This is a genomic window from Paenibacillus sp. 01T424 (assembly GCF_056398745.1).
The window spans coordinates 48,437-65,764 of sequence record NZ_JBFTPZ010000015.1; the positions used below are offsets into that span (position 1 = coordinate 48,437).

The 17,328-nt window shown below is 45.3% G+C and carries 22 protein-coding genes; 5 read left to right on the forward strand and 17 right to left on the reverse strand.

Going from position 1 to position 17,328, the window contains the following annotated elements:
• Positions 1-11 precede the first annotated feature (11 nt).
• The 9 genes from AC1DPK_RS13805 to AC1DPK_RS13845 all read right to left on the reverse strand — a co-directional run bounded on the left by AC1DPK_RS13805 (position 12) and on the right by AC1DPK_RS13845 (position 5,685).
• Positions 12-854 (reverse strand): hypothetical protein, encoded by an 843-nt coding sequence (locus AC1DPK_RS13805; protein WP_477510666.1) that lies wholly within the window; start codon positions 852-854, stop codon positions 12-14.
• On the reverse strand, positions 851-1,540 hold the full coding sequence (locus AC1DPK_RS13810) for an ATP-binding cassette domain-containing protein (protein ID WP_477510667.1): 690 nt from the start codon (positions 1,538-1,540) through the stop codon (positions 851-853). Before AC1DPK_RS13810 ends, AC1DPK_RS13805 begins: the two co-directional genes overlap by 4 nt.
• A complete protein-coding gene (locus AC1DPK_RS13815; RefSeq protein ID WP_477510668.1) occupies positions 1,533-1,934 on the reverse strand; it encodes a GntR family transcriptional regulator in 402 nt (133 codons plus the stop codon). The genes AC1DPK_RS13810 and AC1DPK_RS13815 overlap by 8 nt, the downstream gene beginning before the upstream one ends.
• Before the next feature lie 188 nt (positions 1,935-2,122).
• A complete protein-coding gene (rsbW, locus tag AC1DPK_RS13820) occupies positions 2,123-2,560 on the reverse strand; it encodes an anti-sigma B factor RsbW (RefSeq protein ID WP_477510669.1) in 438 nt (145 codons plus the stop codon).
• Positions 2,557-2,889: an STAS domain-containing protein gene (locus AC1DPK_RS13825; RefSeq protein WP_076269057.1), complete on the reverse strand. Its 333-nt coding sequence runs from the start codon at positions 2,887-2,889 to the stop codon at positions 2,557-2,559. The genes rsbW and AC1DPK_RS13825 overlap by 4 nt, the downstream gene beginning before the upstream one ends.
• A 77-nt stretch (positions 2,890-2,966) precedes the next feature.
• Positions 2,967-3,581 (reverse strand): hypothetical protein, encoded by a 615-nt coding sequence (locus AC1DPK_RS13830; RefSeq protein ID WP_475443853.1) that lies wholly within the window; start codon positions 3,579-3,581, stop codon positions 2,967-2,969.
• 129 nt (positions 3,582-3,710) lie between these two features.
• Entirely contained in the window at positions 3,711-4,847 is a 1,137-nt protein-coding gene (locus AC1DPK_RS13835) for a SpoIIE family protein phosphatase (RefSeq protein WP_430059551.1), read from the reverse strand.
• 201 nt (positions 4,848-5,048) lie between these two features.
• The gene (locus AC1DPK_RS13840) at positions 5,049-5,447 is read right to left on the reverse strand and encodes a YflT domain-containing protein (RefSeq protein ID WP_076269060.1); all 399 of its coding nucleotides are present in this window, start codon (positions 5,445-5,447) and stop codon (positions 5,049-5,051) included.
• A gap of 73 nt (positions 5,448-5,520) precedes the next feature.
• Positions 5,521-5,685 (reverse strand): DUF1328 domain-containing protein, encoded by a 165-nt coding sequence (locus AC1DPK_RS13845; protein WP_076269061.1) that lies wholly within the window; start codon positions 5,683-5,685, stop codon positions 5,521-5,523.
• Positions 5,686-5,919: 234 nt separating this feature from the next.
• Here AC1DPK_RS13845 and AC1DPK_RS13850 point away from each other — a divergent pair, with 234 nt between their 5' ends.
• From AC1DPK_RS13850 to AC1DPK_RS13870, 5 genes are all read left to right on the forward strand, one after another.
• Positions 5,920-6,801 carry an alpha/beta fold hydrolase gene (locus tag AC1DPK_RS13850; RefSeq protein WP_430059548.1) on the forward strand — a complete coding sequence of 294 codons (882 nt, stop codon included), beginning with the start codon at positions 5,920-5,922 and terminating at the stop codon, positions 6,799-6,801.
• A 111-nt stretch (positions 6,802-6,912) separates the two neighbouring features.
• Positions 6,913-7,071: a hypothetical protein gene (locus AC1DPK_RS13855; RefSeq protein ID WP_179089827.1), complete on the forward strand. Its 159-nt coding sequence runs from the start codon at positions 6,913-6,915 to the stop codon at positions 7,069-7,071.
• A gap of 152 nt (positions 7,072-7,223) precedes the next feature.
• Positions 7,224-7,901 carry a GntR family transcriptional regulator gene (locus AC1DPK_RS13860; protein WP_477510670.1) on the forward strand — a complete coding sequence of 226 codons (678 nt, stop codon included), beginning with the start codon at positions 7,224-7,226 and terminating at the stop codon, positions 7,899-7,901.
• 19 nt (positions 7,902-7,920) lie between these two features.
• Positions 7,921-9,012 (forward strand): mannonate dehydratase, encoded by a 1,092-nt coding sequence (gene uxuA, locus AC1DPK_RS13865; RefSeq protein WP_477510671.1) that lies wholly within the window; start codon positions 7,921-7,923, stop codon positions 9,010-9,012.
• Complete coding sequence (locus tag AC1DPK_RS13870) at positions 9,009-9,863, forward strand: SDR family oxidoreductase (RefSeq protein WP_477510672.1); 855 nt, start codon at positions 9,009-9,011, stop codon at positions 9,861-9,863. Before uxuA ends, AC1DPK_RS13870 begins: the two co-directional genes overlap by 4 nt.
• A 108-nt stretch (positions 9,864-9,971) precedes the next feature.
• Here the strand turns inward: AC1DPK_RS13870 and AC1DPK_RS13875 are convergent, their stop codons facing one another.
• From AC1DPK_RS13875 to AC1DPK_RS13910, 8 genes are all read right to left on the reverse strand, one after another.
• Complete coding sequence (locus tag AC1DPK_RS13875; RefSeq protein WP_477510673.1) at positions 9,972-10,259, reverse strand: 4a-hydroxytetrahydrobiopterin dehydratase; 288 nt, start codon at positions 10,257-10,259, stop codon at positions 9,972-9,974.
• A 248-nt stretch (positions 10,260-10,507) separates the two neighbouring features.
• Positions 10,508-11,269 (reverse strand): IucA/IucC family C-terminal-domain containing protein, encoded by a 762-nt coding sequence (locus tag AC1DPK_RS13880; protein WP_477510674.1) that lies wholly within the window; start codon positions 11,267-11,269, stop codon positions 10,508-10,510.
• A 37-nt stretch (positions 11,270-11,306) separates the two neighbouring features.
• A complete protein-coding gene (locus tag AC1DPK_RS13885; RefSeq protein WP_477510675.1) occupies positions 11,307-12,320 on the reverse strand; it encodes an ABC transporter substrate-binding protein in 1,014 nt (337 codons plus the stop codon).
• A 216-nt stretch (positions 12,321-12,536) separates the two neighbouring features.
• Positions 12,537-14,318: an ABC transporter substrate-binding protein gene (locus AC1DPK_RS13890; RefSeq protein WP_477510676.1), complete on the reverse strand. Its 1,782-nt coding sequence runs from the start codon at positions 14,316-14,318 to the stop codon at positions 12,537-12,539.
• Positions 14,319-14,496: 178 nt separating this feature from the next.
• The gene (locus AC1DPK_RS13895) at positions 14,497-14,721 is read right to left on the reverse strand and encodes a helix-turn-helix domain-containing protein (protein WP_477510677.1); all 225 of its coding nucleotides are present in this window, start codon (positions 14,719-14,721) and stop codon (positions 14,497-14,499) included.
• A gap of 121 nt (positions 14,722-14,842) precedes the next feature.
• The gene (locus AC1DPK_RS13900; RefSeq protein WP_076269071.1) at positions 14,843-16,171 is read right to left on the reverse strand and encodes an LLM class flavin-dependent oxidoreductase; all 1,329 of its coding nucleotides are present in this window, start codon (positions 16,169-16,171) and stop codon (positions 14,843-14,845) included.
• Positions 16,172-16,234: 63 nt separating this feature from the next.
• Complete coding sequence (locus tag AC1DPK_RS13905; RefSeq protein WP_477510678.1) at positions 16,235-16,771, reverse strand: GNAT family N-acetyltransferase; 537 nt, start codon at positions 16,769-16,771, stop codon at positions 16,235-16,237.
• A 63-nt stretch (positions 16,772-16,834) separates the two neighbouring features.
• Positions 16,835-17,314: a DinB family protein gene (locus AC1DPK_RS13910; RefSeq protein ID WP_477510679.1), complete on the reverse strand. Its 480-nt coding sequence runs from the start codon at positions 17,312-17,314 to the stop codon at positions 16,835-16,837.
• Positions 17,315-17,328 lie beyond the last annotated feature (14 nt).

Below are 17,328 nucleotides of genomic sequence, written 5' to 3' on the forward strand. Positions count from 1 at the left end.
GAACATTCTCCTTACACCGTAATCTTTTTGGCCATCAGCCGCATGCCGAGCCACACCGAAATGCCGAGCACAAGAATGCACAGGGTTAGCCCAAGCGCAAATATTTCATAGGGATACAAATAACTATAGTACTGATCCATATACAAAAATAAAAATGGAGCTGCCACAACGAACACACAACCGGCCAAATAAAGCACGCCATATAAAATGCCTAAACGGCGATAGCTTCGCTCCAGCAAAATGGCAGTAAACACAGCGACTACAACGATGGCTCCAAAGCCGTATAAATAAACAAACTGTTCAAACTGCTGCGGAATAAGCCATACAAGTGCTTGATTGCTGATGATCGCTTCAACGATATGGGAGTCTATTCGCTGATCAGCCGGAACGATGAGGTTGAATACGATATGCTGAATCGGGAGCAATAGTAATTGTAACGAAATAAACGCAAGAACGAACAGGAGAAATGCCGATATTTTGGCTAAATAAAGATTCCTTCTAGCCGTTGGCAGCATAAGCAATCGATATACAAAAGTAGAACGGCCAAACCAATCACGGTACCAGATAACAAAAACATATAAGGCAAGTACACCTATACTAAGGAACATCGGCAAAATATAACCCATCTGCGAGCTGAAAATGGCCCATTCAAACGATAAATATTGAGGAGAAAAACCACCCAGGAGACTTTTGTCTACGGTCTCTAACAACAGCTTTTCTCGAAATGACAATTCTTTGGTCGTCGCCCAAATGAGCGAAGCAAATTGGGTAATCGCAACAATTGCCATTAGAATAGCGAGCACCCAGCGGAAACGATGTACTTCCATATGAACAAGCTTCAAATAACGGTTCATCCTCGGTACACCTCTCTCATCACATCAATGACTGATTTCCCTTGCTCGCTGCGCATTTCTTCGCAGTAGAACGATTTGTTTATTTTACCGTTCTGCAATAAAATAGCTTTATCAATGAGCTGCTCCATCTCTCCGATTTCATGCGTTGTGAGCAAAACGCCACGCCCCTCAATCAATTCACTCGTAAACACGTCCACTATCGTTTCTCTGCTGAACAAGTCAATGCCGGAAAACGGTTCGTCCATTAAGATATAATCAGCATCTTGTCCCAATCCCAGCATGAGATTGAATTTAGCGGCAGTTCCTTTCGACAGGTTCCCGATTTTTTCCGGATACTCCAGCTTAAAAAACTGCATGAGCTCACTTGCGCGTTTTGGATTCCAGCTTTCATAAAAGTCAGCCATAAACCTGATCGCTTCGGATATTTTCATGCTGGTTGGCATCGTCAAATGATCGGGCACGAACGCTATTTTCTCATACAAGCTTGGACTTAAAAGTTGTTCATCAATAAGGATCGAGCCTGCCGATATTGGAGTCAGTCCCATGATTGCCTTCAGAATCGTTGACTTACCGGCTCCATTCACGCCGATAAGGCAAGCGATTTCTCCCTTTTGCACGGTAAAAGAAACGCCATTCAGAACATCGCGGCGTCGATACCGCTTATGCATGTCTTTTACCTCAATCATGCTCCGGCTCACCTTCCTCATATTTGTTTTTAACCAGCTGCAGCAGCTCTTCGATAGGTACATCAATTTTGCGCACCGACGCCACAAAAGCACCTACCGCCTCGCCAATGAGCTCCGATCTTATTTGATTCAGCAGTTCTTTATCATTCGTAATTCGGCTAGGTGAGTTTCCTTCCGTAATAATCAATTGCTGCTCCTCCATTTCCTTATACGCTTTCTGTACCGTATTGGGATTAATTTTCATAAGCGTGCCCAGCTCCCTTCTCGAGGGAGTTTCCTGGCCAGCGGCAAGCTTGYCCGTTGCGATTCGTTCTTTAAAATGACGGACCACCTGCAAATAAACAGGGTCCCGATTATTGAACGCAACTTCCGTCCAGCCTTCAATCGTGTTCATAGTCATACCTCACATTCATCGCAAATGTGTATTACGCGCATAATACACTTCATAAGCGTATTATGCATGTAATACACTTGGAAGTCAATGGGAAATTATCCAGCAGCTCTAGATCAGAATCAAAAAAAAAAGCGGTGCAGGAAATATTCCTGCACCGCTTTTTTTATGTTTTTGTAACCTTAATCACACTAAGCCTCTGCTGCTGCATCCAAATATTTGGTTAGGACGACTTCCGTTCCATTCTCCAATGGATGAACCTCTACCTCGTCCATCAGCGCCTGCATTAAATAAATGCCTAGGCCTCCGACCCGAAGCCCGCTAACGTCGGCTTCAGGGAGCGGAGCTGCTTTATCGAGTGCATCCGATAAAGGGAAAGCTGATCCACTGTTCTTTACTTTGATCGTTAATCCCGTTTCAGTTGGTTCAAAGGAAACGTCGATAACCTCTTGCTCGGAGTTCTGAACGCCATGAATAACTGCGTTGTTGCAGGCTTCAGAAACAGCCACCTTCATATCTTCCATTTCTTCATATGCATAACTCATCTTTGAGGCAATTCCGAATAGACAGATTCTGACCAGATCGATATAGTCCGCATGGGCCGGTATTTGTAAACGAATGGCATTCATGCTTGGGCCTCTGTCCCTTCTATTAAATATCTGGAAATGCCTGTGATGTCAAACAGACGCTTAACCGCGGAAGGAATATCCCGCACGAAAAACGGTGCTTTTAGCTCATCACGAAGTTTTAGCACCGAAACGATAATGCCGATTCCGGTACTGTCGATATATTTTAAATGTTTAAGATTTAGAATCAATGCTTTATCTTCGCGGTTCATAACCGGCTCCAGAGCTGCCCGCAGCTGCGGCACTACAGATAAGTCCAACTCTCCGCTTACATGAAGAATAATTTGATTTTGTGTCTCTTCTTGCTTGACTTGAAATTGCTCAGCTTTCATTCCATTCACTCCGCTCACTTTTGTTTAATAAATAGTATCAAGATCCTTCTCCTTGTACAAGCTGTACAAGCGATTTATTACATAGAGAAGCTGTGGAAGTAATGAATGGACGTCAGCTTCTGCGTATCCGCATCAATGAAAAGCTTTAATAAGGCTTCATCTCGCTCGAATACGATACCGTCCTCCGTCACATAATCGGGTTCCCCTAACGCATCCTTTACAGCATCTACTGTCGCTGCAACTTCACTTCCATCAATCAGCAGCGTTTTGGTATTCTCCGCCATTTCAACAGATTGTATGAACTCACCACTAAAGATGACATTCATATTCGGGTATTCATAGGTGATCAGATCGGTTAAATCCGGGTCCGCCGTTTTGCTTTTTGGTTTACCCAGCTTCTGAATCACAAGGCTTGGATCATCATAAAGCGTGATGCCGTTAACCGTTTGAAGCGTAAATTTTGGTTTTTTTGCCTTCACAACCGGTGTTGATTCTGCTGCATAGGTAACTTCCGTTACAGTAGAGGGAGATGCAGAAGCGATTACAATTTCATGAGTTGCTTCCTCAGCCTTTATCGCCTTCACTGGGCTTGAAGCCGTCACTGGCGAATATGTTGCGGTGACCTGTCCAATATCTCCCGTGTATGCGAATATACCTCCGATTAAACAACCAATAAGAATAAACGTCCTCATAATTATCTCCCTCCTATGCGGGATTGTCGAGCTTCCTTTTGCTTATACTTACATATAAACCGTTCGGATTGCTTTGAAACAGGTTAAACATTTATTTTTAAAATATAATGATATCTCCAAGCCGGAAATTTATTTGGTTTCAATCATGACTAAGCATATATCGTCCTTCTGGCTGACACTCGCATGCTCCGATAAAAACGCACTGACCATTTCCGCATGCTCACTCGCATCTTTTTTCACTAGCTGTTCGACAAGCATATTAAGCTTATCCTCTTCTTTATCTCCAAGAGATTCACTTAATCCATCCGTATAAAGAACGATCTTCATATGATCCTCGTAAGAGATGCTGCCCTTTTGGATGTCGATATTTTCAAACAACCCAATCGCACAGCAGCCTGCAGTCAACAAGGTTGTCTCATCGCCAATTAGCACTTTTCCCGGAGGATGTCCGGCATTTACATATTCAATGACCCGCTTATTCGTATCCAGCACTAAATAAATGGCGGTAAAATAATAATTAAGCAGTTCTTCCTTCTTATACAGCTGGTTCATGTACCGATTCAGCTCGCGCATAACAAGACTTGGATCGGTAATATGCGTAATTGTATCCTTAAGAACCGAGGAGATATACATGCAAACCAGTGAAGAAGAAATGCCATGTCCCATCATATCCAGCAAAATAACGCCGTAACGATTCTCATCAATCGGATACCATGCGTAAAAATCGCCCGCAAGCTCCGAAGAAGGCTGATATACAGCGCTTATCGCCACATGATCATCGTTGATCGGCTGGCTTAATACATTTCTTTGCACCTTTTTGGCTAGCTCCAGCTTTGCTTTAATCTGCCTGTCTCTTTCTTTGTGCCAATCAATTTCTCGCTTGAGCCTTAAAGCAGATCGAATCCTTGCGAGCAGCTCCATCTTGTTGATCGGCTTCATCACGTAATCACTGGCACCGGCATCAAGCGCTTCCGCCATCTTGCTGGAATCGCCAAGCGCAGTAACAAAAATGATCGGAACATCCTTATAGCGCTCCACCTGCAATATTCGTTTGCAAGCTTCTAAGCCATCAATCTCCGGCATCATCATATCCATCAAAATCAAATCTACGTTTGATTCAGTCGATAGCGTACAATCAATGTCCAGCATCGTATAAAGCTCTTTTGCCGAGGACGCGATTTTCAAATTTTTATAACCTTCTTTATTTAAAATAGCTTTAATAATAATCTGGTTAGTAGCATTATCATCTACAATTATAATACTCATATGCAGGCTCCTTTAGCTCCAATAACTACTACTTATATTCTGAGCGTAAGCGGTAGTAGAGTCAAATTTTTATAAGTAAAATTACCAAGCAGCATATTAACTTATAAGCTTACTTATAAAATTGAAACTTAGCTTTCTAATAAAGGGCCTACCCTCGCGGATAGGCCCTGATTGAATTCTTGGTAGTTGTGGAGTCGGATGTTAACCCATGTATTGAGGGTAGTAGTATACGGCAGGGTCAAATTCTTCACCTGTATATTCTTTACCGCCCCATGCGATGACCAAGATTTTATCCTGATCCATCTCGCGCTCAAGACGCTGTGACTCTTGCTCCGAAATACCAAGTGATCTCATCTTCGCCCGCAGCTCATCTCCGGTCGAACGGAAAATGTTTGCGATCGCCGATCCTAGACCTTCCTCGGAAATGCCGATTTTCTCAGCGTCCGTGTTGTCAGCAATACGATTTGTCCGGTCCTTGTCATGCGTCAGTACAAAAATTTTGTCCTTCGCATAACCTTCCGTTTGAAATTTATAAACCTGCTCTTGCACCTCGACAGCGTTGTTTACCGTGTGTACCTTCGTATTGGATAAGTGATTCATAATAAATTCCTCCTCCGTTTTTGTTTGGAATCGTTTTGTTTAGATTAGTGTTGTTTTACTTTGTTAGATGAAGTTAACTGACTCGTCTTCTACCAACGATGAGAGAAACAATAAAGAGAATAACGAATACGACGAATAATATTTTTGCTATCCCGGCTAATGCGGAGGCAATGCCTAGAAATCCGAAAATGCCTGCGACAATGGCAAAAATGAAAAATAATAATGCCCATCCTAACATCGGAATCATCCTTCCTTTGAAGCTGTTTTTGTTGATTGGTTAATTTGTTAACTTGTCATGTTATTAACCAGCCTATTGACCTTTGAAACAACCCATTCTCAGACTTCCGTATTGAAAATAGGGCTATTAATGAAGAAATAAATAATCCGTTTTTTCAAATGTTTCAGAAGCTCTGGAATAGGTTAAGAGACTACACCAAAACAAATCGATAATAGAAAAGGCTGGTGATGATCGATGGAAAAGCAGCGTATACACGTTAATGGCATCGATTTAGTCTATGAAGAATGTGGCAGTAGTAAAGGAGACGTCATTGTATTGCTCCACGGCTTTTGCGGCTCATCTCAATACTGGCAAAAAATCTGTCCTGTATTAGGTGATCAATATCGCGTCATCATCCCTGATCTCCGCGGTCACGGCGGTTCATCTGCTCCTGAGGGCCCGTATACRATGGAGACTATGGCCGAGGATATTGCAGCACTTTTGGAAGCACTTGCAATTGAGAAGGTTGTTATGTTCGGTCATTCCTTGGGCGGTTATGTAACAGCTGCCTTTGCAGAAAAATATCCGGACAAGCTCGCAGGTTTTGCCCTTATCCATTCGACTGTGCTTCCCGACTCCGAGGTAACAAAGGAGAAACGTGATACAGATATTGAAGCGATTCACGAAAAAGGCATTTCAAAATACTTGTACAGTATCATTCCTAATCTATTTACCGATGATAAAGTCGGAGAAATGCGCGACGAGGTCAATCAGCTAATTGGAGTAGGTCAGGAGATGGAGGCACACGCTGCTATCGCTACATTAGAGGGGATGAAGATGCGTCCCGACCGCAGCCATGTGCTGGCAGAAGCCAAATACCCTATTTTGCTAGTAGCAGGCGCAGAGGATGGTGTCATTAAACCTAATGATACGTTCACGGTTACGAGTCTGGATCAACCAGAAACGACGTTCAAATACCCTCATATTCTGGAGACTACTTTTGAAAATGTCGGACATATGAGTCTTATGGAAGTATCCGATCAGCTAGCGAGAGTGATGTCGACGTATTTGAAAACGCTATTAGAGCGTGAGAAAACGAGAACTGAAGCAAAAACGGAAAATGCCGCAAGCAGCTAAGTTATCTTTTTTCACTACAAACTGTTTCATATCATGCTGAGCGGGGTAAATAAGAATAAGCAGGTAACCCCCTATCTACCTGCTACAAAATAACTGGAGGTGCTAGTTACTATGAGTAGTACGAATACTTCTTATCGAACGGGAGAAATTGTTAAGCATGCTGGGAACTACATTTCAGAGTCAGGCAAGAAAGATAAGCTCCAAAAGGGAGAAAAATTCCCTGCTTGTCCTATTAGCGGTAATGAAACAACTTGGAGTAATGCCGATTAGCGCAAAATAAACGTATGGAACCATATTGAAGGGCTGTCTCAGAAGTAGATCTTCTACTTTTGGGGCAGCCCTTCTAGCATTTTAAATTTACGCTTACGCACTTGTATACTTGTATGGTAGTATGGTAGTGTGAAGATGAAAGGAATGAGCCGATGGATTATCAAGTACGTCAACAGCCCCTATCCACTAGAGACTCCGTTTATATGCAGCTAAGAGAACAGATTTTGAAGCTGGAACTGCCGCCTGGAACAGCTCTTTCAGAGAATGAGACTTCCATTTTGTTCAAGGTCAGCCGTACTCCCGTTAGGGAAAGCTTCCTTAGACTCGCTCAAGAGGGTCTTGTTCAAGTGCTTCCACAGCGGGGAACACTCGTTTCATTAATCGACACTGCACTCGTAGAGGAAGCAAGATTTATGCGAGAGCATCTAGAGAGGGCTGTCATTCGGTTAGCGTGCAGCCATTTTCCTGCGCCCTACCTTCTCAAGCTTCAGAACAACCTTCACCTTCAGCAGGAAAGCATTCACAACAAAGATAACCAAAGTATGTTTTCGCTTGACGAAGCTTTTCATCGCATCTTATTTGAAGGCTGCAGCAAGAGCAACACCTGGTCGAATATGCAGCAAATGAATGGGCATCTCAATCGAAGCCGTATGCTGCGTCTGGTGGATGATCTCCACTGGGAAAATCTTTATGCGCAGCATCGCATGATGGCAGAAGCTGTAGAAGCTCAAGATGCGGATACTGCTGATCGGCTCATGACGGAGCATCTTACTCAGAACATATCCGATCAGGCCGTGCTTAAGGAAAAGTATCCTCATTACTACAAATAAAACGGGAGGATTGATACGCATGAAAATGACTTTTAGATGGTTTGGAGAAGGCAACGATACGGTTCCCCTTAGCTATATTAAACAAATTCCCGGTACAGACGGTATCGTCTGGTCGCTTCATGATGTTGCGGCAGGAGAGGAATGGCCGCTGGAGCGAATTTTGGAGGTAAAGCAGCAAGCAGAGCAATACGGTTTGCATATCGATGTCGTCGAAAGCGTTAACGTACACGAGGACATTAAGCTTGGTTTGCCGTCGCGTGATTTATACATAGACAATTATAAGAAAACAATTGAGAAGCTAGGCAGCGTTGGCGTTAAAGTTATTTGCTATAACTTCATGCCCATCTTCGATTGGCTGCGCACCGACTTGCACAAGCCGATGGGCAATGGTGCAACCGCTTTATTTTATGAAAATAGCCGAATAGCTGATGCCGATCCATTCCAATTTGTTGAAGAAATTAACGCGAACTCAGCGCTAACTATGCCGGGTTGGGAGCCTGAGCGGCTTCAGCATTTGACGAAGCTGTTTGAGGCTTATCAAGGCGTGACCGAAGAGCATCTATGGGAAAATCTTCGTTACTTCTTAAATGAAATTATACCTGTGGCAGCACGCAACGGCATTCGAATGGCCATTCATCCGGATGATCCGCCATGGTCTGTGTTCGGATTGCCGCGCATTATGACAGGACAGGAAAACTTCAGAACTTTCCTTAAGCTTTATGATAGTCCGTTTAACGGAATCACGCTTTGCAGCGGCTCGCTCGGCGCAAATCCTAGCAATGATATTATTTCTATGATTCATGAGTTTGCAGATCGTATCCCATTCGCCCATATCCGCAACGTCCGCGTGTATGAGAACGGAGACTTTATCGAGACGTCTCACCGTACAGAAGATGGAACCGTTGATATCGCCGGCATTGTGAGAGCTTATCACGAGGTGGGCTACACAGGATATGCAAGGCCTGATCATGGTCGTCATATTTTTGATGAGCAGTGCAGACCGGGATATGGCCTATACGATCGCGCGCTCGGCATTATGTATTTATGGGGGCTTTGGGACGCGTATCGGCTTGCAGCCGCTTCGACTGCAGGTTTGGAGGGCAAATCATGACACAGCTGCCTAAGCATGAGTCATTTGAAGGCAAGGTCGCTGTCATCACTGGCGGTGCTGGCGTACTATGCCGAGTCATGGCGCTTGAGCTTGCTAGACAAGGCGCCAAAATCGCTATTCTCAATCGTACCGCTGAGAAAGGGATTGCCGTAGCTGAGGAGATACAGGCTGCTGGCGGGATCGCCATCGCTGTCGCATGTGACGTCACCAACGCTGAAAGCACAAAAGCAGCAGCAGCGGCTGTGCTCGATAAGCTTGGTCCATGCGATATATTAATTAATGGTGCAGGCGGCAATCATCCTAGCGCGAATACGACGAACGAGACCTTTAAGCCAGAGCATCTTCACGCAGAAAATACAACGACGCTGTTTAATTTGAGCATTGAAGGATTCCGCAGCGTCATGGATCTCAACTTTATCGGCACACTTATTCCAACGCAAATCTTTACAGAGCAAATGCTTGGCCGTCAGGGCGCAACGATCATAAATATTTCATCGATGAGCGCTCCATCGCCGATGACCAAGGTACCCGCCTATAGTGCAGCCAAAGCAGCTATCGTCAATTTCACGCAGTGGCTGGCCGTTCATCTAGCTGAATCCGGCATTCGAGTTAACGCTATTGCTCCTGGGTTTTTCCTGACTGAGCAAAACAGAAAGCTGCTATTGGACGAGGATGGTCATTTAACCGAACGCTCGGGCAAAATTATTTCCCATACTCCGATGCGCCGTTTCGGCAAACCCGAAGATTTGCTGGGCACTCTATTATGGCTCGCTGACGAGACAACGGCAGGTTTTGTCACTGGTACAACGATTCCAGTTGATGGCGGTTTTTTAGCGTATTCAGGTGTTTAGTTTTTCATAAAAAAATAGCAGGCTGCCTAATGGACTTATCGTCTGGGGCAGCCTGTTAATCTTTCTCCATACATTTGCTTAGAAAATTCAGCTTAATCAAGGGTATATTCAAGCGCTGGCATAAGCAAGGTCAAAAGCTGCTGCTGCTGTAAAATCCAGCTCCGTAAGGCCGCCATCATGCCATGTCGTCATTCGGAGCGTTACCATTTTATAATCGATAGCTATGAATGGATGGTGGTTCAGACGCTCGGATGCTTGCGCTACCTCGTTTACGAAAGCGATAGCGCTTGGAAAAGATTTAAAGCGATATTTTTTGATTATCCATTTACCATCCTCCCGCTTCCATCCTTCACATGCCGCCAAGCTTTTTTCGATTTCGGGCTCCGTTAGCTTCATACATTCCCCACCTTCGTTTCATTATGGCCTTACTCCTTTGTAAGGCCTATCTTATTTCATCATGTTATAGCAAGGAAAAGGATTGAACAAGTTTGGCCACACGAATTAATGAACATATTGCACTTGCGAACCCCTGCTATTAATTTGAGAGAGCTGCAGCAAGAAAAACGCCGCCCAGGGAGCTGGACAGCGTTATTTATTAAGGCTTATGCTGTTAATTGGATGAACAATACTTGTGCCCCTTAACACTACAGCTTTGGGCAGTTGGTGCAGTATTCTTTGTCGCTTGTGACCTCATAATAGAAGCAGCAGGTTTTGCGAACCCGCATAGGTGTATTAGAAACGGATGAGCAGGTCGGTTCGATATAAAAGCGGCTTAGCGGATTTTGTTTTTCCCCAAATAAAGCACCAGGAGCCTGATGAATCACATACTGAAAGTCTGCTCGGGCTCGGGATTGCTCTTGCTGTTCACCCGTTAATCCGATTCGTTTCTCGTAGAGCGAGAATATACGAACCGCAACATTTTCCCATAATATCGGTTTTGGCACGTTCGCTGCTCTAGACATGACCGCAACTAATTTTCCTAAATTCTCAGCAAAAAGAGCTTGCATAACTGTATTGCGCCAAACATGCCGCTCGCTGGCTTCAGGCATTGCAGCATCACTATCGGCAAGACTGACATGCTCCAGCCAAGAGTGGCCCGGTGACGATCCAAGAATACAATTACTTGCAGATAAATTCAGTCCCTTGTTGTAAACTGTCATGGCGTACAGCAGCGGTGCTGTAGTTAAGAAGGCATACCTTTTAAAAAACTGCGATGCTGTGACCATCCTCGATGGGGAGTGTAGAATGACGGTCAGCCTGTCCAAATAGTCGGAGCACATCTCCATGTCGAGCAAATCCAAAGCCCTCACCGATCCGACGGAGCGGGTTCCATCATATTCACACAAGCCAAAATGTTGGCTCAAATAATCCCTCTCATTCTGCGCGAGCTGCGACTGCTTGTTCATACACAATCCCCCTCTGGCATTTTCGTTCAAAAAGGTTTTAATTGAGCGCCTCCGCGATCTGATCAACAATCAAATTGATGGCAATCGGTCCATAATAACCAATCCACTGCGCTGTGTTTTCCTCATATACCCGATTTTCCTTAACCGCACTCATGCTTTTCCAGATCGATGTGTTCTGAAATTCAGTCGTTAGCTCCAAATTCGTTTCATCCTGAAGTAAAAATAAATGATCGGCAGCCAGCTCTGGGATAACTTCAAGAGAAATCATCATGCTTGAATCCTTGCTGTTAACTGCCATTTTAGGTGGAGTCAGACCTAGATCGTCATACAAAATCTGTGAAGTTCGATGGGATGTCGTTTGGAGACGAATCATTTCATCTCTAGGCCTAATCAAGGCAACCGTTTGTCCCTTCATTTTATCTGCCAATGCTGCTTTCAGATCGCTTATCTTTTGCTTGTAACCATCAACCAGCGCCTGCGCCTCTTGCGGCTTATTCAAGATTTGCCCAAATTTCAAAAGTACGGTCCGCCAGTCCTCATTGCGCTCTAGTGTGATCGTCGGTGCGATTTTAAGTAAATCTTCGTAAATATCATCATGGAATTCTGTTGCAATGATGAGATCCGGCTCTATCGCAATGATTCCTTCCAAATTCGGTTCTACATACGTCCCAAGTAACGGGATATTGCCCATCTTATCGCCCAGATAGGGAGGAAGTCCGTTGTCGGTTTCGGCTATTACGCTGCCCGCCGGCTGAAAGCCCAGCGCCAGCATTTGATCCGCGTACTGGACGTCCAACACGACAATTTTCTTAGGTACGCTCTCGAGTGTTAATTCACCCTTCAAATGTTTGATCGTGACTGGTGCTGCAAGGGCCGGTTCTGTTACGGAGCCGCTGTTAGCGGACTCACCATTTTGGGCTTGAGGCTGATTTGTCGTTCCTCCCCCAGCATTGCTGCTGCCATTGTTTGAACTGTCTGAGCATGCGCCCAGAATCATAACCAAACTTACTAACAGGCTAATGGTCCAAATCCATTTGATTTTTGAATACATATGTATAATCTCTCCCCTTTTTCTTGTTGAGAATGACAATCATCTTCACTTACAACACTATAACGACTCCCTCTGTTATCTTCAATGGATATTTGCGCCACTGCCCATGGATTGTGGCGACAAAAAAACACCGTTGCTCGAATACGTTGATTCGGATGCAACCGTGTTTATATAAGAAATGGAAATCGAAGCGCTAGTCATGCTTCACTATTTTAATTATTTGGCGTTTAAGAAAACCTCCGCCACTTGATCGACCACCTGGTTCATCGCGATTGGGCCGTAATAGGCAATCCATATGCTCGATTTGGCGTGGTAAACATGCTGCTGCTGCACGGCACGAAGGTTTTTCCATGTCGCAGTGGTCTGAAGCTCTTCCGACCAAGCTTTATATTTGTTGTCGGTCAATACGAAATAATGGTCAACATCCAGCTCCGGCAGCCCTTCCAAAGCTATTAAAGAGCTGGTCCTTTTGCGGTCAACCGCTAGCTTCGGCGGTTGAAGCCCCAGATCGCTGTATAGAATGGCTGCCGTACGATGAGCGCTTGTGTGCAGCCTAATGATATTATCCCGTGGACGAATCATCATAACTGACTGCCCATGCAGCTTGTTTGCCAGTGCCGATTTCAGCCCGCTTATTTTGTGCTTATACTGCTGTAAGACCTGCTCTGCCTCAAGCTTCTTGCCCGTTATTCGTCCGATGGTTCGCAAGGTTTCTCTCCAATCGCGATTTCGCTCTAGCATGATGGTCGGCGCAATATGCGTGAGGCTTCTATAAATATTCTGGTGGAACTCAGTGCAGATGATCAGATCGGGCTCTAAAGCACGCAAAGCTTCCAGATCGGGTTCAGCCATCGTTCCCAAGGACTGAATCGAACGCTGCTTGTCTATTAGATACTCAGGAACACTGCTATGATCTCCGTTTACGATGACGCTGCCCGCCGGCAGCTCACCTAGAGCCAGCATATGGTCCATAAACTGCGGGTCCAGCACAGCAATTTTCTGTGGCTGCCGCTGGAGCAGCAGCTCGCCTTTGAGATGAACAATCGTCCGCTGTGAGCGGCGAATAGCAGCATCCAGCGGATCTGATGCCGCCTTCTTTTCGCCACTTTCCAATTCCAGCTTAGCCACAATTACCGTGCCATTCTCCGAATCATCACCTCTGGCTTGATGCATCGTTTCTCGGTACATGCTTGGAGAAACGCCCGTATAACGCTTAAATAAACGGCTGAAATAATAGCTGTCCTCATAACCGACTGCTTCAGCAATATTTTTAAGCCCTAAATTCGTACGAGACAGCAGCTCCTTGGCCTTGTCTATACGAATCTGCATCAGGTAGTCAATCGGTCCAAGAGACAGCCGCTTATTGAACATCCGCTGCAATGTCCGAGAACTGCAATTCAATAATGCTGCAAGTGTGTCTGCTGTAATCGGTTCGGCATAGTGTGAATCCATATATCTAACAGCCTCAAGCACCACATCCGGAGAAGCCTGCTCCATCCGCCTGTGCTGCAGTTGCCCCATCAATTCGCAAATAAACTGATAAAATAATGATTTTACCTGCAGCTTCGCAATCGCTTCCGGCTGGTTCCACTCCTGCTCCATACGGGACAAGGACTGGAGCAGTGGAGCAGCATGACTCGCCGCAAAACCATATTGGATTTCAAATGGTTCCGTGCTAGCCAGCAATTGAAGTAAGTCTTGGCTGCATGGCAGCGGCAGAGTGGCTTTATACTGAATCATATAATATTCTAAATGGTCGGTGATATCACAAATTGTAACAACTGCGCCTTTGCCGGCGTGGCATACATACCCACTCTCCAATTGATGCCCAGCCCCGTCCAGAAGGAGCCGAGCACGGCCATTTATCGCGTATAATAGAGTACTCGACGTAAGCTGAGAGGTGTGTAAATTGCCGCCAATCGTAAGCTCGGCTCGCTGCACATCCCATATTTTCAGCGAAACAAGGTTCCACAGTATAAGGTGATTTTCCATATTCATAATATGATGTCAGCTCCTAAGTTTGTCGCCTCCGTACAATATGTGTGAATTATATCATGAACATCAGAATTTGAGATCAACCCAATCATTCAGACCATTCTTCATCCAGCAGTTATTATATAACGTAAATAGCCCGGCAGGTCGTAGAAGACCTACAGGGCTATTTTTCTTTGGATCATTATTCTACTTCGTTGGATGTCCGCAACTCATAGAGTTCGGGTACAGCACATTTAATCGTTGCAGCTATCGAAATCGCTACCTTAAGCGGCATGATTCGTTTGTTGTCGATATAGTCGCCGATCCTCTCGGGTCTCACCATCAGTGCATCTGCAAGCTGTGCCTGCGATAACCCGCGTTCGCTTAATCGCTGCTCCAGCAGGCAATCGCCCAATTCGTATTTCATCGTATTGCACCTCCATTTAACGGAACGCACGATACAAGTCTACCCAAGCAGCCAGCTCTATACCCTCTTAAGACTTTTCATTATCTCAACATAAAATGAAGAACCCTTATTGTAAAATCAATTAGCTATTCACTTTCTCTTTCGTATAGCGATTCGCCGGAATCTGTAAGCCGAGATTGCCGCGCAGCGTATCCGATTCATAATCAGTGCGATAAATGCCGCGCTCTTGGAGAATTGGAACAACCAGCTCAACAAAATCATTCAAGCCGCTTGGAATCGAAGAATGAATAATGAAGCCGTCTGCTGCTCCCTCTTCATGCCACTCCTCAATCAGATCTGCAATTTTCTCAGGCGTACCAATGAACTGCGGACGCGGAGTCGCGGATTGAAGCGCAACCTGGCGCAGCGTCAGATTTTTCTCTTTCGCTACTTTTTTAATTTTGTCCGTGCCGCTGCGGAAGCTGTTTTGACCGAGGTCACCAAGCTCTGGGAACTGCTCATCAAGCGGATATTGAGAGAAGTCATGATGCTCGAAGAAACGCCCTAAATAGTTCAAAGCATTCTCGATCGTCACTAACTCTGCCAGCTCTTGGTACTTGCGCTCAGCTTCCTCTTCCGTGCGTCCAATAATCGGACCAATGCCAGGAAGAATAACGATATCATCCACCGAACGGCCTTCAGCCACCGTACGATCCTTCACGTCTTTATAAAATGCTTTGGCATCTTCGATATTGTCATGGCCTGTGAATACCGCATCTGCTGCTTTGCCAGCCAGCTTCTTGCCGCTCTCAGAAGAGCCTGCTTGAAAAATAACCGGATGCCCTTGCTTCGAGCGAGCAATATTAAGCGGACCTTGAACGGAGAAATACTCGCCTTTATGATCTAGACGGTGCAGCTTAGACGGATCAAAAAACACACCTGACTCTTTGTCTCTGACGAAAGCATCGTCCTCCCAAGAATCCCACAAGCCGCGTGTCACTTCCAAATACTCTTCGGCAATTTTGTAGCGCTCATCATGTGTCGGATGATCCGTTTTGCTGAAATTACTTGCCGAGCCCTCAAGCGGAGATGTAACGACATTCCATCCAGCACGACCGCCGCTAATATGATCTAAAGAACCAAATTGTCTTGCAACCGTAAACGGCTCACTATATGAGCTCGATAATGTGCCAACCAATCCAATTTTGGACGTAACAGCTGCCAGCGCGGACAAAATCGTAATCGGCTCAAAGCGATTTAAAAAATGCGGAATCGATTTTTCATTTATATATAGACCGTCAGCGATAAATACAAGATCGAACTTACCCGCTTCAGCAGTCTGTGCCTGCTCCGTATAAAATTTAAAGTTCACGCTCGCATCAGCCGGCACTTCCGGATGCCGCCATGCCGAGATATTGCCTCCCACACCATGAATCAATGCGCCAAACTTAAGTTGCTTGCGGTTCGCCATAATAAACAGCCTCCTAATGAACATAGTATGATTGATCTTTTGACAGCAAAAGCAGCAGTCCTGCTAAGTTACCTGCAATAATGATGCTTCCTTTAATTGAAGCCGGTAGCTCTTAACGAGCGTTTCCCCGTTCATTAAATCCTTATCGAATGCGCGCTCGAAGCCGAGGCGCTCGTACAGCCTTACAGCTGAATCCATCATGTCTGAAGTATGAAGATGCAGCGTCTCCGCTCCCCATTCCTTTGCAAGCTTTGCACTGGCACGGATAAGCTCCGTCGCTACGCCGAAGCCGCGTGCTGCCTGTGATACAGCGAGCAGGCGAATAATCGGTGAATGAATTTGAAGCTCCGGCCGTCCATAGGCCGCTTCAGAGGAATCAAACAAGAACACACTTCCAACGATCTTCCCGCCCAGCACCGCGACTAAACGCGCCTTCGTTGCTGCTCCTTCAACAGATTCCAGTATGCTTTCTTTATATTGATTCCATGCCGCTTCAGACAGCACTTGCTCATATTGGCCATAAGCATCAATAAGTACTTCCCGTGTAGCATCTAGATCCTCAAGCTCAGCATTACGAATAATGACAGCTGTATCAGACATGCTTCTTCACCTGCTCTCCCTTTATATGATCACAATGGCTATACCTTAAAAAATGGCATTAATCTAATTGCGAGAGTCCAGCTCTCCCTGCTTGATTCGACGAATTTGACCTAAGTGACCTTGCACGTGCTTCACAAATGCCGGTACGATCACAGCTATTGATACGGGCTCACCTTTAAAGTTAATGCCGGTCTTGCTCCATTCTTCCTCAGTCAAACGATTAAACAACAGGCTGTTATATTGAACAAGTGAACGTGCAGCAAGCAAAATATCTTTAACATCGCCTTCATTTGCCCTTTGGCCAGACACCCAAGCATCCTGTTTAAAGGAAGGCAGCCTTATCTCGGAGCCAGACAAGATTTCACGAATGCGAAAGGATACGATAATGCTGTGATCAACGAGATGAGCGAGCACCTCGGTCACACTCCATGACTCAGGGGCAGCCTTCCATTTCAGCTGGTGATCCGACAGCCCTTCCAATTCCTGCTCAATTTGATCATATACGTTCACAAATGCATGAATATCGACAATGGGTTCGCTCATTTAAAATCCTCCTC